Raw genomic sequence first — 25,492 nt, forward strand, 5'->3', positions numbered from 1 at the left:
AGAGCGGGTGACAGGGATCGCACACTGCGCCTCCCCCTTGGAAAGGGGGCGCTCTACTACTGAGCTACACCCGCGCGACCATTCTCCGGACCACTGACGTGGCCGGTGAACGGCTGGAGCGGGTGACAGGAATCGCACACTGCGCCTCCCTCTTGGAAAGAGGGCGCTCTACTACTGAGCTACACCCGCGCGTCCACTCGTCCGGCCGCCGAAGCGGCCGACGAACGGCGAGAGCGGGTGACAGGGATCGCACACTGCGCCTCCCCCTTGGAAAGGGGGCGCTCTACTACTGAGCTACACCCGCGCGTCTCGTGGGATTCGGCCTTTCGGCCTCGCCCCTCGGCGTGCTCCAGACTCTAGCGGATCATGTGGGGGGGAATGCAAATCCGGTGCGGGAGCCGGGATCTGATGGGGTGGCCGGATCCGGCCGGCCGGCCCCGAGGGCGGAGGGCGGTTCACCCCTGCGGGGGGTCCCCGCGAGGGTGGGTGCGGGGCCGGGCGCGGACGGCCGACGGGCCGGCGCGGGCCGGCCCCCGGCCGCCCGGACGGCGCGGCCCGTCACCCCGACGACGCCCCGGGCGTCAGTTCGCCGCTTCGAACGCCTCGTAGACCTTCTTGGGGATCCGGCCGCGCGGGGGCACCTCCATGCCGTGCGAACGGGCCCAGGCCCGGACCGCCGCCGGGTCCGGTTCGACGGACGTACGGCGGTACGCCTTCCCGGAACGGGAGCGCTTCCGGCCCGCGTCCAGGTAAGGCTCCAGGGCGTGCCGGAGTTTCTTCGCATTGGCGGTGCTGAGGTCGATCTCGTACGACTTGCCGTCGATGCCGAAGGTGACGGTCTCCGCGGCCTCGCCCCCGTCGATGTCATCAAAGAGCGTCACTACCACACGCTGCGCCACGGAATGGGTCCTTTCAGCCTGTATCGCCGCGCTGACCTGCGGCGATGCATGGGTTTAAGTGGTTCTCGGGCAATACCTTTTCCGAGGTTCCGCAAAGGGTATTGCCTGACGGGGCCCAGTTAATTCCGTCGGCCCGCCCGCGTGCAATGGGAACCGTGTGGTCTTCCGGGGTTTTTCCCGGATTTTTTCGACCGGGCCGGGCCGACAGCCCCCGGTAAAGCGCCGGGACCGGCCGTGATATCTACCCGCGTAGATTTTCGAGGGCGGTACGCTGGCTTCACCGCTTCAGCTCACGCACCACACCACCGGGAGTGCCAGTGGCACGCGTCGTAGTCGACGTCATGCTCAAGCCGGAGATCCTCGACCCGCAGGGGCAGGCGGTGCAGCGCGCGCTGCCACGCCTTGGCTTCGAGGGGATCGCCGACGTCCGTCAGGGCAAGCGATTTGAACTCGAGGTGGAGGGCCCGGTCGACGACGCCGCCCTCGCCCGGATCCACGAGATGGCGGAAACGTTTCTCGCCAACACCGTGATCGAGGACTTCACCGTGCGAGTCGACTCGTGACCGCACGCGTAGGGGTCATCACCTTCCCCGGCACCCTCGACGACCGCGACACCCAGCGCGCCGTCCGCATCGCCGGTCTGGAGCCCGTACCCCTCTGGCACCGCGACAAGGACCTCAAGCAGGTCGACGCGGTCGTCCTGCCCGGCGGCTTCTCCTACGGCGACTACCTGCGGGCCGGCGCCATCTCCCGCTTCTCGCCGGTGATGGAGACGGTCATCGAGCAGGCGAAGGGCGGCCTGCCCGTCCTCGGCATCTGCAACGGCTTCCAGGTCCTCACCGAGACCCACCTGCTGCCCGGCGCGATGCTCCGCAACAACCACCTGCACTTCATCTGCCGCGACCAGAAGCTCCGCGTCGAGAACGCGGACACCGCCTGGACGGCCGACTACGAAGCGGGCCAGGAGATCTCCGTCCCGCTGAAGAACATCGACGGCCGTTACGTGGCCGACGAGCGCACGCTGGACGAGCTGGAGGCCGAGGGCCGGGTGGTCTTCCGCTACCTGGACGGCAACCCCAACGGCTCGCTCCGCGACATCGCCGGCATCACCAACGCCGCCGGCAACGTCGTCGGCCTGATGCCGCACCCCGAGCACGCGGTCGAGCCCCTGATCGGCACGGGCCGCACCGACGGCCTCGGGTTCTTCACGTCGATCCTCAAGAAGCTGGTCAACGCCTGATGACTCTCGACACCGTCAAGCACGCCGACGAGACCCCCGACGTCGAGCAGCCCTGGGCCGAACTCGGTCTCAAGCAGGACGAGTACGAGCGCATCCGCGCCATCCTTGGCCGCCGCCCCACCGGCGCCGAGCTGGCCATGTACTCCGTGATGTGGTCCGAGCACTGCTCGTACAAGAGCAGCAAGGTCCACCTCCGCCAGTTCGGCGAGAAGGCCCCGGAAAACGACGCGCTCCTCGTCGGCATCGGCGAGAACGCGGGCGTCGTCGACGTCGGCCAGGGCTACGCGGTCACCTTCAAGGTGGAGTCGCACAACCACCCGTCGTACATCGAGCCCTACCAGGGCGCGGCCACCGGCGTCGGCGGCATCGTCCGCGACATCCTCGCGATGGGCGCCCGCCCGGTCGCCGTGATGGACCCGCTGCGCTTCGGCGCCGCCGACCACCCCGACACCAAGCGCGTCCTGCCGGGCGTCGTCGCGGGCATCGGCGGCTACGGCAACTGCCTGGGCCTGCCCAACATCGGCGGAGAGGTCGTCTTCGACCCTTGCTACCAGGGCAACCCGCTGGTCAACGCGCTCTGCGTGGGCGTGATGAAGCACGAGGACATCCACCTCGCCAAGGCATCCGGCACCGGCAACAAGGTCGTCCTCTACGGCGCCCGCACCGGCGGCGACGGCATCGGCGGCGTCTCCGTCCTCGCCTCCGAGACCTTCGACTCCACCGGTCCCGCCAAGCGGCCCGCCGTCCAGGTCGGCGACCCCTTCCAGGAGAAGCTCCTCATCGAGTGCACCCTGGAGCTCTTCCGCGAGAACCTCGTCGAGGGCATCCAGGACCTCGGCGGCGCCGGCCTCTCCTGCGCCACCAGCGAGCTCGCCTCCGCCGGCTCCGGCGGCATGCGCGTCGAGCTGGACACCGTGCCGCTGCGCGACGCGACGCTCTCGCCCGAGGAGATCCTCATGAGCGAGTCGCAGGAGCGCATGTGCGCGATCGTCGAGCCCGGCAAGATCGACCGCTTCCTGGAGATCTGCGAGAAGTGGGACGTCATCGCCACCGTCATCGGTGAGGTCACCGACGGCGAGCGGCTGGAGATCTTCTGGCACGGCGAGCAGATCGTCGACGTCCCGCCGCGCACCGTCGCCCACGAGGGCCCGGTCTACGAGCGCCCGTACGCCCGCCCGGAGTGGCAGGACGCCCTCCAGGCCGACGACGCGGCCAAGCTGCCCCGGCCGGAGACGGCCGAGGAACTGCGCGAGCAGGTCCTCAAGGTCGTCTCCTCCCCGAACCAGGCGTCCAAGTCCTGGATCACCGGCCAGTACGACCGCTTCGTCCAGGGCAACACCGTCCTCGCCCAGCCCGAGGACTCCGGCATGGTCCGGATCGACGAGGAGACCGGCCTCGGCGTCGCCGTCGCCACGGACGGCAACGGCCGCTACGCCAAGCTCGACCCGTACGCGGGCGCGCAGCTGGCGCTGGCCGAGTCGTACCGCAACGTGGCCGCCACCGGCGCCCGCCCGCTGGCGATCTCCAACTGCCTCAACTTCGGCTCCCCGGAGGACCCGGGCGTGATGTGGCAGTTCGCCGAGGCCACCCGCGGCCTCGCGGACGGCTGCCTGGAGCTCGGCACGCCCGTCACCGGCGGCAACGTCTCGCTGTACAACCAGACCGGCGAGACGGCCATCCACCCGACGCCCGTCGTCGCCGTGCTGGGCGTCATCGACGACGTCGCCCGCCGTACGCCGATGGCGTTCGCCGAGGAGGGCCAGCTCCTCTACCTGCTGGGCGACACCCGGGACGAACTGGGCGGCTCCGCCTGGTCCCAGGTGATCCACGACCACCTCGGCGGCCTGCCGCCGGCCGTGGACCTGGGCCGCGAGAAGCTCCTCGCCGAGATCCTGATCTCGGCGTCGCGGGACGGGATGGTGGACGCCGCCCACGACCTGTCCGACGGCGGTCTGGTCCAGGCCGTCGTGGAGTCCTGCCTGCGCGGCGGGAAGGGCGCGCGCCTGATCGTCCCGGACGGGCTGGACGCGTTCACCTTCCTCTTCTCGGAGTCGGCGGGCCGCGCGGTCGTGTCGGTGCCGCGCAGCGAGGAGCTCCGCTTCACGGACATGTGCGGGGCGCGGGGCCTGCCCGCGACGCGGATCGGCGTCGTGGACGGCGATTCCGTCGAGGTACAGGGGCAGTTCACGCTGCCGCTGGCGGAGCTGCGCGAGGCGCACGAGGCGACGCTTCCGGCGCTGTTCGGGTAGGGGATCCCCAGCCCCGTCCCTTCACCGTTTCTTGCGGGGGCAAGCCCCCCGCACCCCCTAAGCGCCCTGCGGGCGCTGTCCTCAAACGCCGGACCGGCTATATCAGCCCGTTGGGGGTGCCCCCTCTGGGGGAGTTTGAGGACGAGCGGCGGAGCCGCGACAGCGGGGTCTGGGGCGGCAGCCCCAGGAATCGGCGAAGGGGTGGGACCGGGGCTCGCCTCCTCGGCGGCCGCACCCCGCGGCAGCCGTAGCGCGAGAAGCAACCCGAGCACCATCGCGCCCGCCGCGCAGAGGAACACCACGTCCACGGCGGACGTGAACGCCTCGACCGCGTCGGCGCGTTCGGCCCCGCGCAGGGAGGCGATCCCGCTCGTCGTACCCCCCGGCCCCTCCGCCGCGTACACCCGCGCCAGCACCGTCCCGAACACCGCCGTACCCAGCGCACTCCCCAGCGTCTGGAAGAAGCGGATACCGGTCGTGGCGACGCCGAGCCGCCGCAGCGGCACGGCCTGCTGCACCATGACGATGAGCTGCCCCAGAAGCTGCCCGAAGCCGACGCCCAGCAGCATCATCTCGCCGCGCACGGCCCACAGGTCGGTGCCCGTGCCGGACAGCGCCAGCAGTCCCATGGCGGCTCCGGCGCAGACCGACCCGGACAGCACCGTCGTGCGCGGCGACCAGCCGAGCCGGGCGGTCAGCAGGCCGACGGCGGTGAGGCCGAGGGCCAGCGGGAGCATGTAGAGGCTTGCGGCGGTCGGTTCGATGCCCCGGGCGATCTGCAGGTAGAGCATCACGTAGACGATCGAGCCCATGAAGGCCACCCCGGAGAGGGTCTGCACCGCGTAGGCGAGGCGCACCGTCCGGATGCGGAACAGCCCGAGCGGCAGCACCGGTTCGGCCGCCGTGGCCTGCCGCCACACGAAGAGCGCCAGCAGGGCGGCGGCCCCGCCGATCAGCCCGAGGACCACCGGCGAGCCCCACGCGTACTCCCGGCCGCCCCACTCGGTGACCAGCAGCAGCGCGATGGAGAAGGCGGCGGCCAGCGCGGCCCCGAGGTAGTCGACGCGGTGCCGGGTGCCGGGCGCGGGGAGGTGGAGGACCACCGCGGCGACGGCCAGGACGGCGACGCCGATGGGCAGGTTGACGTAGAAGATCCAGCGCCAGTCGGCGTGGTCGGCGAGGTACGCGCCGAGCAGCGGGCCCAGCGCCATGCCGGCCCCGGCCACCAGCCCGCCGACGGCGGAGCCCTTGGAAGCGCCCTTCCGCGCGGGGTCCTTCAACTGGGCGATGACGACCATGGTGACGCTCATCAGCCCGCCGCCGCCGACGCCCTGGACGGCCCGGAAGGCGATGAGCCACTCCATCGAGCCGGCCGCGCCGCAGAGCGCCGAGCCGACGAGGAAGATCGCGATCGCGCCCAGGAAGACCCGCTTGGCCCCGAGGGTGTCGCAGAGCTTGCCGTACAGCGGCAGGGCGGCGGTGGCGGCGAGGGCGAACGCGGTGATGAGCCAGGGGATGCGGTCGATGCCGTGGGCCGGGTCGAGGTCCTGGGCGATCGGGACGGTGACGGCCGAGACGATGTTCTGGTCGAGCACGGCGAGCAGCATCGTGACGAGGCAGACGACGAAGCCGACACGCCGCCGGGTGGCGGTCATGGGTGCGGTCATGGGGGACAGCCTGAAGGATGAATATGTACCGAGTCAATTCTTTTGCTCGGCTCAAACTTCGCCTTGGTACAGTCGACGTATGACCCAGGGACAGCCGGGCCTGCGCGAACGCAAGAAGCAGCAGACCCGCAGGAAGTTGATGGTGGTGGCCGTCGAACTCTTCGAGGAGCGCGGCTACGACAAGGTCTCGGTGGCCGAGATCGCCGCCGCGGCGGACGTCTCGAAGATGACCGTCTTCAACTACTGCGGCAGCAAGGAGGGCATCCTCGTCGGCGCCCTGGAGGACCACGTCGACGACGTCGCCCGGGCGGTGCGCGAGCGCGCGCCCGGCGAGTCCGTGGTGCACGCCGTCCGCCGGCAGTTCCTGGCCTGCGTCGACGCCTTCGATCCGGCGGTCGGGATGAGCGACGAGCCCTTCGTCCTCCGGATGCGCCGGCTGATCATCGAGACCCCCGCCCTGCTCGCCCGCGCCCGGGAGATCGCCCACCGCAGCGAGTGGCTGCTCGCCGAGGAACTGGCGACGAGCGTCACCCCGGGTGACCGCGAGACGGCCCACATCGTCGCCGGACAGCTCATCGGCCTCCGGTACTCCCTGGTGGCGCTCAACCACCGCCGCCTGCTGGCCGGAGAGCCCGCCGCGTCCTTCGTGGACGAGGCCAGGGCGCTGGCGCAACGCGCGTTCGACTCGCTGGAGTTCGGCCTCGGCGACTACGGAGCGGAACGCCCCGCCACGGACGGCTGACCGTGGGCGGGCGGCCGGCGCTGGTTACGCTCGGTCCATGACCGCCGCGCAGCGCAAGCCGAAGACCCGCAGCTACGACCCCGCCAAGGTGCGGGCCGCCCTGGACGGCCAGTTGGACGCCCTGCGGCGCGCCGTGCACACCCTCTGCGAGGGCCCCGACGCCGCCGCGTCGCTGGCCGCGCCCACCCGCCTGGGCGACTGGACGGTCCGCGATCTGATCGCGCACATCGGCATCGCCCTGGAGTCCCTGCCCGTCCGTCTCGCCGAGCCCGCGCCCGACCCTGCCGAGCCCCGCGTGGACCTGCGGGGTTTCCTCGCCGGCATGCGGACCGGGGAGGCGGCCGTCGCGGCCGCGGCCACCACCGCGGCCCGCTCGCTGGGCGACGAACCGGCCGCCGTCGCGGCCCGGTTGGACGAAGCCGCCGACCGGCTCTCCACGGCCGTCGCGTCCGCCGATCCGGCGGCGCCGCTCCCCACCGTGCTCGGCCCCGCGACCGTCGCGGACTACACCCTCACCCGCCTGCTGGAGGCGGTCGTCCACGCCGACGACCTGGCCGCCGCCACCGGAGTGCCCTTCGCCCACGACCGGCAGGCCCTGGCCACCGTCACCCGGATGCTGGCCGACGCGCTGGCCGTCGCGGCGCCCGGCGGCTCCGTGGAGGTCCGGATCCCGCCCTTCGCCGTCGTCCAGTGCGTCGAGGGCCCCCGGCACACTCGCGGCACCCCGCCCAACGTCGTCGAGACCGACCCGCTGACCTGGATCCGGCTGGCCTCCGGACGCGCGGACTGGGCCGCCGCCGTCGAGGACGCGCTGGTCAGCGCGAGCGGCGAACGGGCCGATCTGTCCGGACAACTCCCTTTGTTCGGCTGAGCGCCCGCGCGCCCCGATCTACGGTCGTGTGACGGGGCGTTGCTGTCCGTGGTGTGAGCCATCCCCGGTCGTCCCCGGTTCGGATGAACCTCGTCCCTGCCATAGACTCGAGGTGTGCCTCGTGGTGACGGACGACTCAACCACGACCTGCTCCCCGGCGAGAAGGGCCCCCAGGACGCTTGCGGCGTCTTCGGTGTCTGGGCTCCGGGTGAAGAGGTCGCCAAACTCACCTATTTCGGGCTGTATGCGCTGCAGCACCGTGGACAGGAGTCCGCGGGCATCGCGGTGAGCAACGGCTCCCAGATCCTGGTCTTCAAGGACATGGGCCTGGTCTCCCAGGTCTTCGACGAGACCTCCCTCGGCTCACTCAGCGGCCATATCGCCGTGGGCCACGCCCGGTACTCCACCACCGGGGCCTCGGTGTGGGAGAACGCCCAGCCGACCTTCCGCGCGACCGCCCACGGCTCCATCGCCCTCGGTCACAACGGCAACCTGGTCAACACGGCCGAGCTGGCCGAGATGGTCGCCGCGCTGCCGCGCGACGGCGGCCGGGCCACCCAGGTCGCCGCGACCAACGACACGGACCTGGTCACCGCCCTCCTCGCGGGCCAGACCGACGACGACGGCAAGCCGCTGACCGTCGAGGAGTCCGCCGCCAAGGTCCTCCCGGCCGTCCAGGGCGCCTTCTCGCTCGTCTTCATGGACGAGCACACCCTCTACGCCGCCCGCGACCCGCAGGGCATCCGCCCGCTGGTCCTCGGCCGGCTGGAGCGCGGCTGGGTGGTCGCCTCCGAGACCGCCGCCCTGGACATCGTCGGCGCGGCGTTCGTCCGCGAGGTCGAGCCCGGCGAGCTCGTCGCCATCGACGAGAACGGCGTCCGGACCAGCCGGTTCGCCGAGGCCCGCCCCAAGGGCTGCGTCTTCGAGTACGTCTACCTCGCGCGCCCCGACACCGACATCGCGGGCCGCAACGTCTACCTCTCCCGCGTCGAGATGGGCCGCCGGCTCGCCGCCGAGGCCCCGGCCGAGGCCGACCTCGTCATAGCGACGCCCGAGTCCGGCACCCCCGCCGCCGTCGGCTACGCCGAGGCCAGCGGCATCCCCTACAGCGCCGGCCTGGTCAAGAACAGCTACGTCGGCCGGACCTTCATCCAGCCCAGCCAGACCATCCGCCAGCTGGGCATCCGGCTGAAGCTCAACCCGCTGAAGGAGGTCATCCGCGGCAAGCGCCTGGTCGTCGTGGACGACTCCATCGTCCGCGGCAACACCCAGCGCGCCCTCGTCCGGATGCTCCGCGAGGCCGGCGCCGCCGAGGTCCACATCCGGATCTCGTCCCCGCCGATCAAGTGGCCCTGCTTCTTCGGCATCGACTTCGCCACCCGCGCCGAGCTGATCGCCAACGGCATGACCGTCGACGAGATCGGCAAGTCCCTCGGCGCCGACTCCCTGGCGTACATCTCCATCGACGGCATGATCGAGGCGACCACCATCGCCAAGCCGAACCTCTGCCGCGCCTGCTTCGACGGCGAGTACCCGATGGAGCTGCCCGACCCCGAGCTGCTCGGCAAGCACCTGCTGGAGACCGAGCTCGCAGGCGGCCACGACGCCGCGGACGCCCTGCGCCGCCCGTAAGAACGACACGAAAGATCTCGAGAGCAATGCCCTCTGCAGAGACCACTGGTGCCAGCTACGCAAGCGCGGGCGTCGACATCGAGGCGGGCGACCGCGCCGTCGAACTCATGAAGGAATGGGTGAAGAAGGCCACCCGCCCCGAGGTCGTCGGCGGCCTCGGCGGCTTCGCCGGCCTCTTCGACGCGAGCGCCCTCAAGCGCTACGAGCGCCCCCTCCTCGCCTCCGCCACCGACGGCGTCGGCACCAAGGTGGACATCGCCCGCCGCATGGGCGTCTACGACACCATCGGCCACGACCTGGTCGGCATGGTCGTCGACGACCTCGTGGTCTGCGGCGCCGAACCGCTGTTCATGACCGACTACATCTGCGTCGGCAAGGTCTACCCCGAGCGGGTCGCCGCGATCGTCAAGGGCATCGCCGAGGGCTGCACTCTCGCCGGCTGCGCCCTGGTCGGCGGCGAGACCGCCGAGCACCCCGGGCTGCTCGGCGCGGACGAGTTCGACGTGGCCGGCGCGGGCACCGGTGTCGTCGAGGCCGACCGGCTGCTCGGCGCCGAACGGGTCCGCGCGGGTGACGTCGTCATCGCGATGGCCTCGTCCGGACTTCACTCGAACGGGTACTCGCTGGTACGCCATGTGCTGCTCGACCGGGCCGGCTGGTCGCTGGACCGCGAGGTTCCCGAGCTCGGCCGCACCCTCGGCGAGGAGCTGCTGGAGCCCACCCGGATCTACTCGCTGGACTGCCTGGCGCTCACCCGGACGACCGAGGTGCACGCGTTCTCGCACATCACCGGCGGCGGCCTCGCCAACAACCTCGCCCGTGTGATCCCCGACCACCTGCACGCCGGGATCGACCGCGCCACCTGGACGCCGGACCCGGTGTTCACACTGGTCGGCGAGGTGGGCCGGGTCGAGCGGCCGGAACTGGAGAAGACCCTCAACATGGGCGTCGGCATGATGGCCGTCGTGCCCGCGGAGTCGGTCGACGCCGCCCTGACCACGCTGGCCGACCGGGGTGTCGACTCCTGGGTCGCCGGCGAGATCACCGAGCGGGGCGAGCACGCCGAGACCGTGGTGCTGACCGGCGACTACGGTGACGCCACGGCCTGACCGGGCCCGGGCAGCACAGAACCCGGTCCGGGGCGGAGCCCCGGACCGGGTCGGAGAAAGCTATCGCGTCAAGCGCGGCGACGGTAGGCGGACTGACCTGACGGCTGCTGCTCGTCCTCGTCGTCCTCGTCGTTGTAACGCGCCGCGTACTGAGCGTACGGGTCGTCGTCCAGCTCATCGTCGAGCGGCTCACCGTTCGGCGGCTGCTTTACCGGCGATGCGCCCAGCTCATTGGCCAGGCGTGAGAGGTCGGTCCCACCGCTGTTGTACTTCAGCTGGCGGGCGACCTTCGTCTGCTTGGCCTTGGCCCGGCCGCGCCCCATGGCTCGACCCCCTCAATTACGGGGCTCGACGGCCCCAGAGTCTTGACACGCGTTCACTGTCATGAGTCAGAGCGGATCCCCGCAGAGGAATCCGGCCTGTAGGACTTCAACGGTACCTGCTTCCGCGGCCATACGGTACGTCGCCCGCATGACGTGCCACGGAGCACAACCCGCGAGGCGCCCCGTCCCCGCTGGTCAGCTGCGATTTTAACCCCTAAAGCGCGGCGACCCGCCGAGGGGTGGTGAGGGATGTCTCCCTTGTCACCCCCGGCGGCCGCTCTGTCGGGTCCCTGAGGGACCGCTGTGCGGGCCCCGACCACCAGAGCGGGGCGGTCACCCGCCGGTTACGCCCCGATCATCCGTCTTGGCCTTTTTGTCATGACCGTCACTGCCGCGTCTGGCGCGGCACCCCGGCCGTCCCCGTCCCGCGCGCCTCCGCCATCCGCTGCTCGGCGAGCCGGTCGGCCGCCGCCGCGGGCGGGATGCCGTCGGCGGCCGCGCGTTCGAATATGGCCAGCGTGGTGTCGTAGATCTTCTCCGCCTTGGCCTTCGCCCGGTCGAAGTCGAAGCCCTTGAGCTCCTCCGCCACCTGGATGACACCGCCGGCGTTCACCACGTAGTCCGGGGCGTAGAGGATGCCGCGGTCGGCGAGGTCCTTCTCCACCCCCGGGTGGGCGAGCTGGTTGTTGGCCGCGCCGCAGACGACGGTCGCCGTGAGGGCGGCCACCGTCTCGTCGTCGAGAGCGCCGCCGAGGGCGCAGGGAGCGTAGACGTCGAGCGGCGAGCGCACCAGGACGTCGACGTCCGAAACCGCCGTGACCTGGGGGAACTTCTCGGTGATGGCCTCGACGGCGGCCTGCTTGACGTCGGTGACCACGACCTCCGCCCCGTCCTCGATCAGATGCTGCACCAGATAGCGCCCGACCTTGCCGACGCCGGCGACGCCGACCCGCCGGCCGCGCAGCGTGGGCTCGCCCCACTGGACGCGGGCGGCGGCCCGCATGCCCTGGAAGACGCCGAACGCGGTGAGCACGGACGAGTCGCCGGCGCCGCCGTTCTCGGGGGAACGGCCGGTGGTCCAGCGGCACTCGCGGGCGACCACGTCCATGTCCCGCACGTACGTGCCGACGTCGCACGCGGTGACATAGCGTCCGCCGAGCGAGGCGACGAACCGACCGTAGGCCAGCAGAAGTTGCTCGCTCTTGAGCGTGTCGGGATCGCCGATGATCACGGCCTTTCCGCCGCCGTGCTCCAGACCCGCCAGCGCGTTCTTGTACGACATGCCGCGCGAAAGGTTGAGGGCGTCGCGGACGGCCTCCTCCTCGGATGCGTAGGCGTGGAAGCGGGTGCCGCCGAGCGCCGGGCCCAGGGCGGTGGAGTGAAGGGCGATCACGGCCTTGAGGCCGGTCTCGCGGTCCTGGCAGAGCACGACCTGCTCGTGCCCGCCGAGTTCCGAGCCGAACAGGGTGTGCAGCACGCTCTCGGCGTCGGTTGTGGGACGTACGTCAGTCACGGTGGTGACTCCATATGTCTCGCGGTGTCGCCCTCCCGGGGGTGGGGGAGGGCCGGTTGGCACGAGGGTAGGGCCTGACGGCCCCGCGTACGGGTCCGGTGCCGAGGATCACTCTCCCGGGCCCCCGTCCCGTGGGACGATTCGCTCCGTACGGGGACGTCCGCACGGCTCCCCGAGGTGTCCTGCTGCTTGAGGGAGCGAGCGTGGGTCTGGCGTCGTCGGTGACCGTCCCGTACGCGGCCTATCTGCGGGTCTACGAGCCGCTGAGCGCCTTCCCGCGGGCCGAGCGCCGGTACTGGGAGGAGTACGCCCGGCGCGCGACGCTCCCCACCGCCCAGGACGAACTCCGGCGCTCGCTCGCCGACTTGCTGCCCACCCCGCCGGTGCCGGTGCCGGTGCACGAGAGCGGCGACGCCTTCGTGGCCGTCCGGGACGGCGTCGTCTGCGTCTGCCCCTGGCGCACCCGGCTGCGCGGCTGGCTGGCGCTGGAGGATCTCGCCGAGCGGTTCCCCGCCCCGGTGCTGGACGCGGTGCTGCCGCCGGTGGTGCGGCGCCAGGCCGAGGCGGACTACGCCCGGTGGCTGGAGGGCAACCCCGACGCCCGGCCGTGGATCAGGACGGCCACCTGGCAGGTGCCGCTGCGCTGGTTCGTACTCTTCTCCGACGAGGAGCGCGAGTACGGCAAGGCGTCGGAGACGGCCGGCGGCCCCGGCGGCCCGGTGCGGGAGGGGCTGGTGCTGCGGTACCGGACGGCGATGGTGGAGGCCCGGCGGCGGGTGGCCCGCGGGCTGCGCACGCTGCGGGACGCCCTGGAGGAGGGGCCGCTGATCGACGGCCTGGTGGACGTCGGCCGGTGGCTGGAAGAGTTCCATCCGCGGTCGCTGGTGGAACTGGACTACGGCGGGCTGGTGCATATGGTGCCGGAGGCACGGCTCGCCGACGACCGGTCCGCGGCGGACACGGCGGAGGGGCTGGCCGCCCTCCGGGCCGGCGACGGCGTCCGGGCGGGCGAGGCGTACGAGCGGCTGACGGAGCGTTGGCGCGCGGTACGGGACCGTCAGTTCGCGAACTGACGGCCGTGAGCGGGGGATTGGGGCGTCCAGGACCTAGGTCCTGATCCGGCCAATTGCCGCAACCGTGATCTAACGCACTTACGTCAGGTCTTGCGCCCATCGCCCACCCTCGTGGCAAAATAGGACAAGGAGTCCGGGAAGGGCTCCTTCCGTCCGAGTAAGGGTGGATGGATCGGTATTGCACTCCTTGGCGGGTCTGGTGACCCCTGATCCCGCTGTGACTGATCGTCACGGTGGCGTGACTGTCCGCTATGGCATGGTCCATCGGCTTCCGTCGAGGTTGAACACCTGAGAGGGCAATTCCATCGGTTTGGCCGACGTGGCTGGACAGATGGTGTAGTTGTAGTGCCGAGGACAAGCCGTTCGTCCTATAACCGACTCGGCCCGCGTCCGCCATTTCGGGCAACGCGGGTCAAGGTGCAGAATTTAGAGGAAAGAACCGATCCTGAACTCGGTTCTCCCGAGGAGGCCGCTCATGACCGCTCGCACCCCTGATGCCGAGCCGCTGTTGACCCCGGCTGAGGTTGCCACGATGTTCCGCGTGGACCCGAAGACGGTCACGCGGTGGGCCAAGGCAGGCAAGCTCACGTCCATCCGTACGCTCGGAGGCCACCGCCGTTACCGCGAGGCGGAGGTCCGGGCGCTGCTGGCAGGCATCCCGCAGCAGCGCAGCGAGTCCTGAACCACCGCATGACCGGGCGTTTTCCGGGGCCCCCAACCCGGTGACCGCCCACCCTCAGCTCCACACGTTCCACCAGGCACCACACGACTGCGGAAACCTGCCCCCAACGGGTATCCGCGCCCGGAACGGGTGACGTCGTCGATCGCGCTGGGCTCCGCCGGGTCCAGCGCGGTCTTTTTTGTGCCCGCGGCGCCTTTTCCCGCGCCCGTACCGCGGGCCGCGCCGGCCCCGGCCGCGGCGCCGTTCGCGGGGCGGAACCTCCCGGTGTACCGCGGTCTCCCATTCCGGAATGGTTGAGCGGGCGGTGCAATTGCACATATTAAATTGACCGGTGATGACCGGGTCACGGGTTCCGTCGTCTCCGTAACTCTTTCGGTGACTCCCGTCACAGCGCCTCGCGCTTGCCGCTCCTCGGCAGGCTGCGATAGAGAAGCCGACCGTCCCGTCTGTTCCCGGGAAAGGCCGGCCGCGGCGCGCCGTGACCGGTCGTACGTCCGTACCGTACGGCCGGGCGTCCGCCGTTTCGGGGACCCACGCCGTCCCTCATGCCGCCGAGCCCTCTCCGGGGCCGCCCGTGCCGCCCTGGGGGACGATGGGCGCGGGACCGCCGGCGGCGGATTCCAGGGTCAGCCGCAGGAGCCGGTGACAGACCGCGCAATGACGCGTGAGATGGCGGTAGCGGGCGGACGCCGAGAGGTGGGCTCGGAGCAGCGCCCGGATCTCGTGCCGGGGCCTCAGGGTCGGGCTGGTCGTCGTCATCGGGCGCACACCTCCCACTGACTGGGTACCCCTGGCACGTGTCGCCGTCAAGGAGCGGTGCGGCCCCCGCGGCCGGCCGGGGCGGCCCTCGGCCACCCGCCGCCGGCCGCGCGCCGGGACGGACGCGAGGGGCGTCTTTCGGACACGGCGCACATGCGCGCCGAAGGGACGGGATCACGGGACGGATACGGCGAAGAGGCCCGCTCTCCTCGCGGAGAACGGGCCTCTTCCGATGCGGTCCTGACGGGATTTGAACCCGCGGCCTCCACCTTGACAGGGTGGCGAGCACTCCAAACTGCTCCACAGGACCTTGCTGCTTTCCCGCCTTCGCGGTGCTGCGTGGCAAGACTCTACAGCAGGTCAGGGGGTGCGGTCGAACTCGCCTTCCCGAGGTCGTCCCGGGGCCCTCCCGGAAGCTTCTCCGGGTCAGGGCGCGAGGGCGTCGATGGCCTTGACGATGCGCTTGTCCGAGACCGGGAAGGCCGTGCCGAGCGCGTGCGCGAAGTAGCTCACCCGCAGCTCCTCGATCATCCAGCGGATGTCCAGGGCCTCCTGGGGCACCGGGCGCCCCTTCGGGAACTGCTCCAGCAGCCAGGCGTGCTCGTCCTGCATCTCCTTGACCTTGGCCAGCCGGGCGCGGTCCCGCTCGGCGTTGGTGGGCAGCTGGGTCAGCCGCCGGTCCACGGCCACCAGGTAGCGCAGCAGGTCGGGCAGGCGGCGGACGCCGTGTTCGGTCACGAATCCGGGCTTCACCAGCTCCGCGAGCTGCTGCTTGACGTCCGTGAGGGACGTGAGCAGCACGGGGCTGGTGGTGGCCTTCAGCCGGCGCTCGCACGCCTGCCAGGCGGCCAGTACCTCCTGCACCTTGCGGATGGTGTCGAGGGTCACGTCGACGATGTCCGCCCGGACCGCGTCGAAGAGCTTCCGGAAGCTCTCCTCGTCCCAGGCGGGCCCGCCGTGGCCGGCGATCAGCTTGTCCGCCGCACCGGCCACGCAGTCCTCGAAGAGGGCCTGGATGGAGCCGTGCGGGTTCCGGGACAGGGCGAGCTTCTGCTGGTTGCTCAGCTTGTCCTGGGCGAACTTGGCGGGGTTGGAGGGCAGGTTGAGCAGGATGAGGCGGCGGGTGCCGCGCCACATGGCCTGCCGCTGCTCCTCCTCGGTGTCGAAGAGGCGGACGGCGACCGTCGCGCCCTCGTCGACCAGCGCCGGGTACGCCTTGACGGGCTGCCCCGCGCGGCGGGTCTCGAAGACGCGCGGCAGGGCCCCGATCGTCCACTGGGTGAGCCCGGACCGCTGCTCGGGCCCCGCGGCGCTCCCAGGGGCCGTGGCGGCCTTCTCGAAGGCTTTGGTGATGGCCGCCTGCGTCTTCGGCTTCAGCCGGGTGCGCAGCGCCTCCAGGTCCTTGTCCTCGGCGATCTTCCGCTTGCGCTCGTCGACGATCCGGAAGGTGATCTTCAGGTGGTCGGGGACGCGGCTCGGGTCGAAGTCGTCCGGCTCGATCCGGACGGCCGTCATGCGGTGCAGCTCGCGGGCGAGCGCGGTGGTCAGCGGCTCCTGCACCGGGACGGTGGAGTCCAGGAAGCGCTGCGCGTAGTTCGGCGCCGGCACGCAGTTGCGCCGCAGCGGCTTCGGCAGCGAGCGGATCAGCTCCGTCACCAGGTCCTCGCGCAGACCGGGGATCTGCCAGTCGAAACCCTCGGCGGAGACCTGGTTGAGCACCTGGAGCGGGATGTGGACGGTCACACCGTCCGCGTCCGCCCCCGGCTCGAACTGGTACGTCACCCGGAACTTCAGCCGGCCCTGCCGCCAGGAGTCCGGATAGTCGTCCTTGGTGACCGCCTCGGCGTTCTCGTTGATGAGCATCGAGTGCTCGAAGTTCAGCAGCTCCGGCTCTTCACGCCGCTTGTGCTTCCACCACGAGTCGAAATGCGCGCCGGATACGACGTGTTCGGGCAGCCGCTGATCGTAGAAGTCGAACAGCGTCTCGTCGTCCACCAGGATGTCCCGGCGGCGGGCCCGGTGCTCCAGCTCCTCGACCTCGCCCAGGAGCTTGCGGTTGTCGTGGAAGAACTGGTGGTGCGTCTTCCAGTCGCCCTCGACGAGCGCGTTGCGGATGAACAGCTCGCGGCTGGTCTCCGGGTCGATCCGGCCGTAGTTGACCTTGCGCTGCGCCACGATCGGCACGCCGTAGAGCGTCACCCGCTCGTACGCCATGACGGCCGCCTGCTTCTGCTCCCAGTGCGGCTCGCTGTAGGTGCGCTTCACCAGGTGCTGCGCGAGCGGCTCGATCCACTCCGGCTCGATCCGGGCGTTGACCCGGGCCCACAGCCGCGAGGTCTCCACCAGCTCCGCCGACATGATCCAGCGCGGGGGCTTCTTGAAGAGGGCCGAGCCCGGGAAGACCGCGAACTTGGCGCTGCGGGCGCCCAGGTACTCGTTCTTCTCGGTGTCCTTCAGACCGAGGTGCGACAGGAGACCCGCGAGCAGCGACTGGTGGACGCGCTCCGGCGCCGCGTCCTCGTCGTTCAGGTGCACGCCCATCGACTTCGCGACCGTGCGCAGCTGGGTGTAGATGTCCTGCCACTCGCGTATCCGCAGGTAGTTCAGGAACTCCGACTTGCACATGCGCCGGAACGCCGAGGACGACAGCGCCTTCTGCTGCTCGCGCACATAGCGCCAGAGGTTGAGGAACGCGAGGAAGTCGCTCGTCTCGTCCTTGAACCGGGCGTGCTGCTGGTCGGCCTGCTGCTGCTTCTCCGACGGCCGCTCGCGCGGGTCCTGGATGGACAGCGCGGCGGCGATCACCATCACCTCGCGGACGCAGCCGTTGCGGTCCGCCTCCAGCACCATCCGGGCGAGGCGGGGGTCCACGGGGAGCTGCGACAGCTTCCGGCCGAGGGGCGTGAGCCGCTTCTTCGGATCCTTCTGCTGCGGGTCGAGCGCGCCCAGCTCCTGGAGCAGGTCGACGCCGTCCTTGATGTTGCGCCGGTCCGGCGGGTCGATGAACGGGAACTTCTCGATGTCCCCGAGCCCGGCGGCGGTCATCTGGAGGATGACGGAGGCGAGATTCGTCCGCAGGATCTCCGCGTCCGTGAACTCCGGGCGGGAGAGGAAGTCGTCCTCCGAGTACAGCCGGATGCAGACGCCGTCGCTCGTCCGGCCGCAGCGGCCCTTGCGCTGGTTGGCGCTGGCCTGCGAGACCGGCTCGATGGGCAGCCGCTGGACCTTGGTGCGGTGGCTGTAGCGGGAGATCCGGGCGAAGCCGGGGTCGATGACGTACTTGATGCCCGGGACGGTGAGGGACGTCTCCGCCACGTTCGTCGCCAGGACGATGCGGCGGCCGGTGTGCCGCTGGAAGACGCGGTGCTGCTCGGCGTGCGAGAGCCGGGCGTACAGCGGCAGGATCTCCGTCGACGCGTACTTCTTCTTCTCCAGCGCGTCCGCCGTGTCGCGGATCTCCCGCTCGCCGGAGAGGAACACCAGGATGTCGCCGTCGCCCTCCCGCCGGAGCTCGTCCACCGCGTCGCAGATCGCCGTGACCTGGTCGCGGTCGGCGTCCTCGGAGTCCTCCTCCAGCAGCGGCCGGTAGCGGACCTCGACGGGGTACGTCCGCCCGCTGACCTCGATGATCGGGGCGTCCCCGAAGTGCCGGGAGAAGCGCTCCGGATCGATCGTCGCCGAGGTGATGACGACCTTGAGGTCGGGGCGGCGGGGGAGCAGTTGGGCGAGGTAGCCCAGGATGAAGTCGATGTTGAGGCTGCGCTCGTGCGCCTCGTCGATGATGATCGTGTCGTACTGGCGCAGCTCGCGGTCGGTCTGGATCTCCGCCAGCAGGATGCCGTCGGTCATCAGCTTGACCATGGTGTCCGGGCCGACCTGGTCGGTGAAGCGGACCTTCCAGCCGACGGCCTCGCCCAGCGGCGTCCGCAGCTCCTCCGCGACCCGCTCCGCCACCGTGCGGGCGGCGATCCGGCGGGGCTGGGTGTGCCCGATCAGGCCCCGGACGCCCCGGCCGAGCTCCAGGCAGATCTTGGGGATCTGGGTGGTCTTGCCGGAGCCGGTCTCACCCGCGACGATCACGACCTGGTGGTCGCGTATCGCCTCCAGGATGTCGTCCTTCTTCTGGCTGACCGGGAGCTGCTCGGGGTACGAGACGGCCGGCACCCGGGCCGCGCGGCGCGCCACGCGCTCCTCGGCCTGGCCGATCTCGGCCTCGATCTCGGCGAGGACCGCCTCCCGGGCCTCGGGCTTGCGGATCCGGCGGGCGCCGTCCAGCCTGCGGCCCAGCCGCTGCGCGTCGCGCAGGGACAGTTCGGACAGGCGCGCGGCGAGGCCGGCAGGGGTGAGGGCAGGCTGCGTAGACATACGGATCCCAGGATCGCACCAGGCGGGACGAAGCGGCGAACCCATTTCCCCGGCCCGGCGGGGGCTCGGCGGGGCCCAGCGCATACGAAGAAGGCCCCGATCCGGAGATCGGGGCCTTCTGGCGGTGGCTGGGGCCGGGGTCGAACCGGCGACCTTCCGCTTTTCAGGCGGACGCTCGTACCAACTGAGCTACCCAGCCACGCGAATCCCGGAGGAATTCGCAGCGGTCCTGACGGGATTTGAACCCGCGGCCTCCACCTTGACAGGGTGGCGAGCACTCCAAACTGCTCCACAGGACCTTGCTATGTGCGAGCACTAGTCTCGCACACGGTACAGCGTGCCCCCAACGGGATTCGAACCCGTGCTACCGCCTTGAAAGGGCGGCGTCCTGGGCCACTAGACGATGAGGGCTGAATGGCCCACCTGGGCGCTTTGCGGCGCCTCGGGGACGTGAGAAGCATATGGGATGTCGGGAGTGAACGCCAAAACGGTTTGCCGAGGCCCTGCGGCCGCCGGGTTCCGTGGCCGTCGGACACCCCGCGCCCGGGCCGTCCGTGGCGGACAATGGCGAGCGTGCTGGAGATGACGCGCGAGGAGTTCGAGGAGCTGGTCGCCGAAGGGCTGGACCGGATCCCGCCGGAGCTGACGCGGCTGATGGACAACGTCGCCGTGTTCGTCGAGGACGAGCCTCCGGCGGACGACCCGGAGCTGCTCGGGCTCTACGAGGGGACGCCGCTGACGGAGCGCGGCGAGTGGTACGCGGGGGTGCTGCCCGACCGGATCACCGTCTACCGCGGGCCCACGCTGCGTATGTGCGCGACGCGGGAGGAGGTCGTGGCGGAGGTGGAGGTCACCGTGGTGCACGAGGTGGCGCACCACTTCGGCATCGACGACGAGCGGCTGCACGCGCTCGGGTACGGCTGAGCGCGGGAGGGGCGCCGGGAGCCGGACGTGGGGGCGGAAGTCTTGCGGCCGGTGCGGTTCCGGGGCCGCTTCGGTGCCGCTCCGGAGGGCCGGGCCGGGTGCCTCTCACCGGAGTCGCGGGTTCCGTCTCGGGCCGGTGCGACGGGGCGCGTGTCCTGTGCGGCGCGGGGCCAGTTGGGCAGGGAGCCTGTCCCCGCGAGTCCCGAAGGCGGTCCCTCCCATGCACGCGATCCCCGTGCGCTCCGAACCCCCAGCGGGCCGGGCGCACCCCGCGTCCACCCGGCTGCGCCCGGTGGTCGCCCGCCTCGCGGCGGTGGCCGTCGCGACCCTGGCCCTCGGCGGCTGTATGAGCGTGAGCGAGCCGGGACGGCCGGCCCCCGCCGCGTCCGGGCGGCAGCGCGAGGCCGGGGCCCGGCCCGACGGCGGCAAGACGGCGCCGGACGGACGGCCGGAGCGGGCGGACGCCAAGGGGGCGCGGGGCGCCTCCGGGAGCCCCGGGGTCAAGGAGGCGCGCGACGGGTCGTCGAGCGCCGCTCCGTCCGCCGATGCCGACCACGGCTCGTCGGCCCCCTCGCCGCCGGGCAAGCCCGCCAAGGGTTGCGCTGGGCGGTATCGAGTGCGTATGGTGGTAGATCGTTTGATCCCATTTGCCCGGCGCCTGTCAGATGCGCGCCGTGTGGCGCGTTCCTTACCTTGCCGTGGCTGACCGCATCGAGGCGGTCATTTGTGAAGCCGACACGGAGCTTGGGCGCGTGCCGAAACTCCGGAAGGTTTCGCATTTCGCATGTCCATTTCCACTGACCAGACCGTCATGCCCGTGGCCGTCGAGACGATCGTCGAGACCGCCGAGGCCGTCGAGACGACCGAGACCGTCGAGTCCCCCGAGATCGTCGAGATCGCCGAGGCCGTCGAGGCCGCCGAGCCGACGATCACCTTCGCCGACCTGGGCCTGGACGACGCCATCGTCCGCAAGCTCGCCCAGAACGGCGTCACCACCCCGTTCCCGATCCAGGCGGCGACCATCCCGGACGCCCTGTCCGGCAAGGACATCCTGGGCCGCGGCCGCACCGGCTCCGGCAAGACCCTCTCGTTCGGTCTGCCGCTCCTGTCGATCCTCGCGGGCGGCCACACCGAGAAGAAGCGTCCGCGCGGTCTGATCCTCACCCCGACCCGCGAGCTGGCGATGCAGGTCGCCGACGCCCTCCAGCCCTACGGCGACGTCCTCGGCCTCAAGATGAAGGTCGTCTGCGGCGGTACGTCCATGGGCAACCAGATCTACGCCTTGGAGCGCGGCGTCGACATCCTCGTCGCCACCCCCGGCCGCCTGCGCGACATCATCAACCGCGGTGCCGCCTCGCTCGACAAGGTCAAGGTCGCCGTCCTCGACGAGGCCGACCAGATGGCCGACATGGGCTTCCTGCCCGAGGTCACCGAGATCCTCGACCTGGTGCCGTCCGGCGGCCAGCGCCTGCTGTTCTCCGCGACGCTGGAGAACGAGATCGACACCCTGGTCAAGCGCTACCTGGTCGACCCGGTCACGCACGAGGTGGACCCGTCCGCCGGCGCGGTCACGACGATGACGCACCACGTCCTCGTCGTGAAGCCGAAGGACAAGGCGCCGGTCACCGCCGCCATCGCCGCCCGCAAGGGCCGCACCATCATCTTCGTCCGCACCCAGATGGGCGCCGACCGCGTCGCCGAGCAGCTGCTCGACGCCGGTGTCCGCGCGGACGCGCTGCACGGCGGCATGACCCAGGGCGCCCGTACCCGCGTCCTGGAGGACTTCAAGGCCGGCCGCGTCAACTGCCTGGTCGCCACCGACGTCGCCGCCCGCGGCATCCACGTCGACGGCATCGACCTGGTCCTCAACGTGGACCCGGCCGGCGACCACAAGGACTACCTGCACCGCTCGGGTCGTACGGCCCGCGCCGGCCAGTCCGGCACGGTCGTCTCGCTGGCCCTGCCGCACCAGCGCCGCCAGATCTTCCGCCTGATGGAGGACGCGGGCGTGGACGCCTCGCGCCACATCGTCGGCGGCGCCGGCGCCTTCGACCCCGAGGTCGCCGAGATCACCGGCGCCCGCTCCCTCACCGAGGTCCAGGCCGACTCGGCGGCGAACGCCGCCAAGCAGGCCGAGCGCGACCTCGCCGACCTCAACCGCCAGCTGGAGCGCGCCCAGCGCCGCGCCACCGAGCTGCGCGAGGAGGCCGACCGCCTGCTGGCCCGCGCCGCCCGTGAGCGCGGCGAGGACCCGGAGGCCGCCGTGGCCGCCGCCGCCGAGGAGGCCGCCGCCGAGGCCGCCCGGATCGCGGAGCAGGCCGCTGCCGCCGCCGCGGTGCCCGCGCAGGCCGAGCGCCGCGACGAGCGGGGCAACTTCGAGCGCCGCTCGGGCGGTTTCCGCCGCGACGACCGCGAGCGCCGGGACGACCGGGGCGACCGTGGCGGGTTCCGCCGGGACGACCGTCGTGACGACCGTGGTGGCGACCGTGGTGGCTTCCGCCGTGACGAGCGTCGTGACGACCGTCCGTTCAACCGTGACCGCCGTGACGACCGGCCCTCGGGCGGCTTCCGCCGCGAGGAGCGCCGTGACGACCGTCCGTTCAACCGCGACCGTCGTGACGAGCGTCCGTCCGGTGGCTTCCGCCGCGACGACCGTGACGACCGCGGCGGCGACCGTGGCGGCGACCGTGGCGGCTTCCGCCGTGACGAGCGTCGTGACGACCGCGGCGGCGACCGCGGTGGGTTCCGTCGCGACGACCGGCACTCCGGCGGCTTCCGCCGCGACGACCGTCCGTCCTCCGGCTTCCGCCGCGACGACCGCCCGTCGGGCGGCTACCGCTCCGGTGGCGGCGACCGTCCGTTCAACCGCGACCGTCGCGACGACCGTCCGTCCGGCGGCTTCCGCTCCGGTGCCGGCGACCGCCCGTACGGCCGCCGTGACGACCACCGCGGCGCCGGCTCGACGTTCGACCGCCGTGCCGACAAGCCGCGCTGGAAGCGCAACGGCTGATCATTCGGCAGCACGGCAAGCACCCTTCCCACCAGCGGAACTGAGGGTCCGTACGGCGCGTCAGTAGCGGAAGGGCTCCTTCCTGGAGCCCTTCCGGAAAAGTGCCGGGGATAACGACTCGGGATCCGGCGCTCTGCCGGGCTATGCTGCGGGGTGCGGGCCGTTAGCTCAATTGGCAGAGCAGTGGACTTTTAATCCATTGGTTGTGGGTTCGAGTCCCACACGGCCTACGCTGCGACAAGGGCCCTACCTGCGGAATCACCGCCAGGTAGGGCCCTTTCGCATGCCTCCGGCCCCTTCCGGGATCATTACCCCGGCCCGCTCCCCGCCGAATTGCGCGCGGCCGGCGGCGGGAGCGCCCGGGGTTGCGGCCGGGGAACACCCGTGTCGGCGGATGCGTCGTCCCGGAGTTGGGGCCTCCGCATTCACGCCGATTGGCCGGGATGGCGAGGCTTTCCCCGACGGGCGGGAGTACGGAGCCCTATGCCGCGCTCTGTGAGCTTGGTCACCCGTCGCCCGCAAGGGGGCGCGCGACGGGCACGTACGCGTAGCCGACGTGCCGTACGGTCACGATCGTCGCCCGGTGGTCCGGGCCCAGCTTGCCGCGGAGCCGGGCGATGTGGACGTCCACGGTGCGTCCGCCGCCGACGGAGGTCGGGCCCCAGACCGACGCCAGCAGCTGGCGCCGGGTGTGCGCTTGGTGCGGGCGGCCTACCAGATGGGCGAGGAGGTCGAACTCCCGTTCAGTGAGCCGGACTTCCCTGCCGTCGACGACCGCCGAGCGCCGCCGGTAGTCCAGGACGACCCGGGCGGCCGCCGGGGGACGGCCGGGGAGCGGCGGCCGGCCGAGGGGCCGCGGGGAGCGCAGGGACGTCTCGTGCGGGGGCATCTCGGTCCTCCTCTGACCCCGGGGGAGGCGGTCGCCTCCCACCGGCGGTAAGAAGAGGGGGCCGGGGCGCGGGTTGCCCGGCGTCGGCCGTGTGCACCAAATCCTCACGCTTGGCGGGCGCCTGTGACCTCCTCGCCCGCCCGGCGGACCCGGTCGGTCAGCCCTGGCCGACGTCGAGCCGGGTGACCCGCCCGTCGGCGATCTGGAAGTGCCAGTGGGTGCCGTGCAGGTCCGCCCGGTCCGAGCGGAACCGGCCGATCAGGTACCGCCCGTGCTGCCGCTCCTCCGCCACCTCCAGCCGTCCGCGCGCCTCGAACACCTCGCGCTCCGCCCAGGAGCGCAGGTCCTGGAGGGCGCCGTCGTCGGTGAGCTCGGCGCCGTCGGCGAAGGCGCCGTAGAAGGCGTCCCGGTCACCGTCGCGCATCGCGACGACGAGCGCGCGGACGACCGGCTCGCTGAGTTCCTCGGGGGGCGGGGCGGCGGTCACGGCGGCCTCCTGCGCGTCGGGTCCCGGTGGGGCCGTGCCGGCCGGCCCGTACGGCGCCCGGCACACGTCTTCGACTGTAGGGCGGGAGCCCGTGGGGCGCGCGTTCGCCGGTCAAACGGGCGCCCCGGCGGATGCGGCGAACCCGCCCCTGCCCCGTGTTCGCGCCGCTACCGTAAGTGCGCGGGGTGGGCAGGAGAAGGCCGGGAGGTCGAGGGGCATGGAGCAGATGCGCACGGGCGAAGGGGAGAACCGGGGCGGGGGCCCGACACCCGCCGAGCACGTCGCCGAACTGCTCGTACGCGCGCAGAACGGGTTCGAGATCGGCGAGCCGCTGCTGGAGCGGCTGCGCACCGCGCTGATGCACCAGGCGGAGCTCCGCTCGTACCGGCAGCGCAACGACGGCGCGCGTCCGCTGCGGTGCAACACGTACCGGCACGTCTTCCTCCTCGCGGACGGCAGCAGCCTGCTGCTGTACGAGCTGGAGCACGACACCGGGCCGAGCGAGGACCTGCTGTACGAGCTGTACGCCCGCGAGGACGCCCTCGACGAGGCCGAGCGGCGGGTCCACGAGCGGATCGGCGGCGGCATCGGCCCCGGTACCGAGGACGAGGAGCTGCCGGCCTGGCTGGCGGAGGAGCTGCTGCTCGCCATGGGCCCGGTGCGGCCGCGCCGCGAGTACGTCTCCGAGGCGTCCCCCGACCACGCCCGGCGGCTGCTGCGGCGTGCCGAGAACCCCGACGGGCCGGGCGAGGTGGTCGGCGAGATCCTGCGGGGCGCCCTGGGGCACCACATCGCGCTGATCACCAAGCCGCGGCGGCGCGGGCCCGGCCGGGACGCCACCTGGTGCCGGTTCTACGAGCACGCGTTCCTGCTGGAGGGCGGGGGCGAGATCTCGCTCTGGGAGCTGGAGCACAACATGACGTCCGACGGACGGCTGGTGTGCGAGGTGTACCTGGACGAGGCGGAGGCGGAGGTGGCGGCGGACCGGCACGCTCGGGCGCTGGGGGTCGAGTTATAGGGGCTGTGTCGCAGGGGTGGCGGGGTGCGTGAGGCGGTTT

At 71.6% G+C, this 25,492-nt stretch carries 19 protein-coding genes, 8 tRNA genes and 1 pseudogene; 13 read left to right on the top strand and 15 right to left on the bottom strand.

Annotated elements, in window-relative coordinates; genetic code table 11:
* Positions 1-2 precede the first annotated feature (2 nt).
* From ACSNOK_RS11930 to ACSNOK_RS11945, 4 genes are all read right to left on the bottom strand, one after another.
* Positions 3-74: transfer RNA gene (locus ACSNOK_RS11930), tRNA-Gly, on the bottom strand.
* A 40-nt stretch (positions 75-114) separates the two neighbouring features.
* Positions 115-189, bottom strand: a tRNA-Gly gene (locus ACSNOK_RS11935).
* 43 nt (positions 190-232) lie between these two features.
* Positions 233-304, bottom strand: a tRNA-Gly gene (locus ACSNOK_RS11940).
* A gap of 277 nt (positions 305-581) precedes the next feature.
* On the bottom strand, positions 582-899 hold the full coding sequence (locus ACSNOK_RS11945) for a histone-like nucleoid-structuring protein Lsr2 (protein WP_436780604.1): 318 nt from the start codon (positions 897-899) through the stop codon (positions 582-584).
* 317 nt (positions 900-1,216) lie between these two features.
* Between ACSNOK_RS11945 and purS the strand changes: the two genes are divergently transcribed.
* The 3 genes from purS to purL are packed head-to-tail and all read left to right on the top strand — an operon-like array spanning position 1,217 to position 4,388.
* Positions 1,217-1,462 (top strand): phosphoribosylformylglycinamidine synthase subunit PurS, encoded by a 246-nt coding sequence (purS, locus tag ACSNOK_RS11950; RefSeq protein ID WP_006604673.1) that lies wholly within the window; start codon positions 1,217-1,219, stop codon positions 1,460-1,462.
* A complete protein-coding gene (gene purQ / locus ACSNOK_RS11955) occupies positions 1,459-2,139 on the top strand; it encodes a phosphoribosylformylglycinamidine synthase subunit PurQ (RefSeq protein ID WP_436780605.1) in 681 nt (226 codons plus the stop codon). Before purS ends, purQ begins: the two co-directional genes overlap by 4 nt.
* Complete coding sequence (gene purL, locus ACSNOK_RS11960; protein ID WP_436780606.1) at positions 2,139-4,388, top strand: phosphoribosylformylglycinamidine synthase subunit PurL; 2,250 nt, start codon at positions 2,139-2,141, stop codon at positions 4,386-4,388. Before purQ ends, purL begins: the two co-directional genes overlap by 1 nt.
* A 491-nt stretch (positions 4,389-4,879) precedes the next feature.
* On the opposite strand, the pseudogene ACSNOK_RS11965 reads toward purL, so the two are convergent.
* Positions 4,880-6,055, bottom strand: a pseudogene (locus ACSNOK_RS11965) (MFS transporter); the annotation flags it as partial.
* A gap of 79 nt (positions 6,056-6,134) precedes the next feature.
* Between ACSNOK_RS11965 and ACSNOK_RS11970 the strand changes: the two are divergent.
* The 4 genes from ACSNOK_RS11970 to purM all read left to right on the top strand — a co-directional run bounded on the left by ACSNOK_RS11970 (position 6,135) and on the right by purM (position 10,409).
* On the top strand, positions 6,135-6,797 hold the full coding sequence (locus tag ACSNOK_RS11970; protein WP_436780607.1) for a TetR/AcrR family transcriptional regulator: 663 nt from the start codon (positions 6,135-6,137) through the stop codon (positions 6,795-6,797).
* Between the two features lie 37 nt (positions 6,798-6,834).
* Entirely contained in the window at positions 6,835-7,668 is an 834-nt protein-coding gene (locus ACSNOK_RS11975; protein ID WP_436780608.1) for a sterol carrier family protein, read from the top strand.
* Between the two features lie 114 nt (positions 7,669-7,782).
* Positions 7,783-9,300, top strand: coding sequence for an amidophosphoribosyltransferase (gene purF / locus ACSNOK_RS11980; protein WP_004947835.1), 1,518 nt, complete (start codon positions 7,783-7,785; stop codon positions 9,298-9,300).
* A 26-nt stretch (positions 9,301-9,326) separates the two neighbouring features.
* Positions 9,327-10,409 (top strand): phosphoribosylformylglycinamidine cyclo-ligase, encoded by a 1,083-nt coding sequence (gene purM, locus ACSNOK_RS11985; RefSeq protein ID WP_436780609.1) that lies wholly within the window; start codon positions 9,327-9,329, stop codon positions 10,407-10,409.
* 68 nt (positions 10,410-10,477) lie between these two features.
* On the opposite strand, the gene ACSNOK_RS11990 is transcribed toward purM, so the two are convergent.
* Entirely contained in the window at positions 10,478-10,732 is a 255-nt protein-coding gene (locus ACSNOK_RS11990; RefSeq protein WP_436780610.1) for a DUF3073 domain-containing protein, read from the bottom strand.
* 385 nt (positions 10,733-11,117) lie between these two features.
* Positions 11,118-12,245, bottom strand: coding sequence for a Leu/Phe/Val dehydrogenase (locus ACSNOK_RS11995; RefSeq protein ID WP_436780611.1), 1,128 nt, complete (start codon positions 12,243-12,245; stop codon positions 11,118-11,120).
* Between the two features lie 203 nt (positions 12,246-12,448).
* On the opposite strand from ACSNOK_RS11995, the gene ACSNOK_RS12000 reads away from it, so the two are divergent.
* Both ACSNOK_RS12000 and bldC read left to right on the top strand, forming a co-directional pair.
* Complete coding sequence (locus tag ACSNOK_RS12000; protein ID WP_436780612.1) at positions 12,449-13,318, top strand: hypothetical protein; 870 nt, start codon at positions 12,449-12,451, stop codon at positions 13,316-13,318.
* Positions 13,319-13,793: 475 nt separating this feature from the next.
* Entirely contained in the window at positions 13,794-14,000 is a 207-nt protein-coding gene (bldC, locus tag ACSNOK_RS12005; RefSeq protein WP_003980577.1) for a developmental transcriptional regulator BldC, read from the top strand.
* A gap of 543 nt (positions 14,001-14,543) precedes the next feature.
* Here bldC and ACSNOK_RS12010 read toward each other — a convergent pair.
* From ACSNOK_RS12010 to ACSNOK_RS12035, 6 genes are all read right to left on the bottom strand, one after another.
* A complete protein-coding gene (locus ACSNOK_RS12010; RefSeq protein WP_436780613.1) occupies positions 14,544-14,759 on the bottom strand; it encodes a DUF6274 family protein in 216 nt (71 codons plus the stop codon).
* 235 nt (positions 14,760-14,994) lie between these two features.
* Positions 14,995-15,069: transfer RNA gene (locus tag ACSNOK_RS12015), tRNA-Asp, on the bottom strand.
* A gap of 116 nt (positions 15,070-15,185) precedes the next feature.
* Positions 15,186-19,124, bottom strand: coding sequence for an ATP-dependent RNA helicase HrpA (gene hrpA, locus ACSNOK_RS12020; RefSeq protein WP_436780614.1), 3,939 nt, complete (start codon positions 19,122-19,124; stop codon positions 15,186-15,188).
* Positions 19,125-19,249: 125 nt separating this feature from the next.
* Positions 19,250-19,323: transfer RNA gene (locus ACSNOK_RS12025), tRNA-Phe, on the bottom strand.
* Positions 19,324-19,348: 25 nt separating this feature from the next.
* Positions 19,349-19,423, bottom strand: a tRNA-Asp gene (locus ACSNOK_RS12030).
* A 39-nt stretch (positions 19,424-19,462) separates the two neighbouring features.
* Positions 19,463-19,535: transfer RNA gene (locus ACSNOK_RS12035), tRNA-Glu, on the bottom strand.
* Positions 19,536-19,697: 162 nt separating this feature from the next.
* On the opposite strand from ACSNOK_RS12035, the gene ACSNOK_RS12040 reads away from it, so the two are divergent.
* The 3 genes from ACSNOK_RS12040 (at position 19,698) to ACSNOK_RS12050 (ending at position 23,288) form a co-directional block, all read left to right on the top strand.
* Positions 19,698-20,048, top strand: a complete 351-nt coding sequence (locus tag ACSNOK_RS12040; RefSeq protein ID WP_004947857.1) for a metallopeptidase family protein — start codon at positions 19,698-19,700, stop codon at positions 20,046-20,048.
* A 784-nt stretch (positions 20,049-20,832) separates the two neighbouring features.
* A complete protein-coding gene (locus tag ACSNOK_RS12045; RefSeq protein WP_436780615.1) occupies positions 20,833-23,058 on the top strand; it encodes a DEAD/DEAH box helicase in 2,226 nt (741 codons plus the stop codon).
* Between the two features lie 157 nt (positions 23,059-23,215).
* Positions 23,216-23,288 (top strand) — tRNA-Lys (locus tag ACSNOK_RS12050).
* 275 nt (positions 23,289-23,563) lie between these two features.
* Here ACSNOK_RS12050 and ACSNOK_RS12055 read toward each other — a convergent pair.
* Positions 23,564-23,947: a winged helix-turn-helix domain-containing protein gene (locus ACSNOK_RS12055; RefSeq protein ID WP_436780616.1), complete on the bottom strand. Its 384-nt coding sequence runs from the start codon at positions 23,945-23,947 to the stop codon at positions 23,564-23,566.
* Between the two features lie 157 nt (positions 23,948-24,104).
* A complete protein-coding gene (locus ACSNOK_RS12060; protein WP_436780617.1) occupies positions 24,105-24,434 on the bottom strand; it encodes a nuclear transport factor 2 family protein in 330 nt (109 codons plus the stop codon).
* Between the two features lie 217 nt (positions 24,435-24,651).
* Here ACSNOK_RS12060 and ACSNOK_RS12065 point away from each other — a divergent pair, with 217 nt between their 5' ends.
* On the top strand, positions 24,652-25,452 hold the full coding sequence (locus ACSNOK_RS12065) for a DUF6227 family protein (protein ID WP_436780618.1): 801 nt from the start codon (positions 24,652-24,654) through the stop codon (positions 25,450-25,452).
* Positions 25,453-25,492: the final 40 nt, after the last annotated feature.

Source organism: Streptomyces sp. URMC 126 (assembly GCF_051386555.1).
Classification (GTDB): Bacteria; Actinomycetota; Actinomycetes; order Streptomycetales; family Streptomycetaceae; genus Streptomyces.

Coding starts and splice junctions, on each gene's coding strand:
- ACSNOK_RS12010 (WP_436780613.1), bottom strand. CDS start 14,759: ATGACGACGACCAGCCCGACCCTGAGGCCCCGGCACGAGATCCGGGCG.
- ACSNOK_RS11975 (WP_436780608.1), top strand. CDS start 6,835: ATGACCGCCGCGCAGCGCAAGCCGAAGACCCGCAGCTACGACCCCGCC.
- purL (WP_436780606.1), top strand. CDS start 2,139: ATGACTCTCGACACCGTCAAGCACGCCGACGAGACCCCCGACGTCGAG.
- bldC (WP_003980577.1), top strand. CDS start 13,794: ATGACCGCTCGCACCCCTGATGCCGAGCCGCTGTTGACCCCGGCTGAG.
- hrpA (WP_436780614.1), bottom strand. CDS start 19,124: ATGTCTACGCAGCCTGCCCTCACCCCTGCCGGCCTCGCCGCGCGCCTG.
- ACSNOK_RS12055 (WP_436780616.1), bottom strand. CDS start 23,947: ATGCCCCCGCACGAGACGTCCCTGCGCTCCCCGCGGCCCCTCGGCCGG.
- ACSNOK_RS12045 (WP_436780615.1), top strand. CDS start 20,833: ATGTCCATTTCCACTGACCAGACCGTCATGCCCGTGGCCGTCGAGACG.
- ACSNOK_RS11990 (WP_436780610.1), bottom strand. CDS start 10,732: ATGGGGCGCGGCCGGGCCAAGGCCAAGCAGACGAAGGTCGCCCGCCAG.
- purM (WP_436780609.1), top strand. CDS start 9,327: ATGCCCTCTGCAGAGACCACTGGTGCCAGCTACGCAAGCGCGGGCGTC.
- ACSNOK_RS11970 (WP_436780607.1), top strand. CDS start 6,135: ATGACCCAGGGACAGCCGGGCCTGCGCGAACGCAAGAAGCAGCAGACC.
- ACSNOK_RS12065 (WP_436780618.1), top strand. CDS start 24,652: ATGGAGCAGATGCGCACGGGCGAAGGGGAGAACCGGGGCGGGGGCCCG.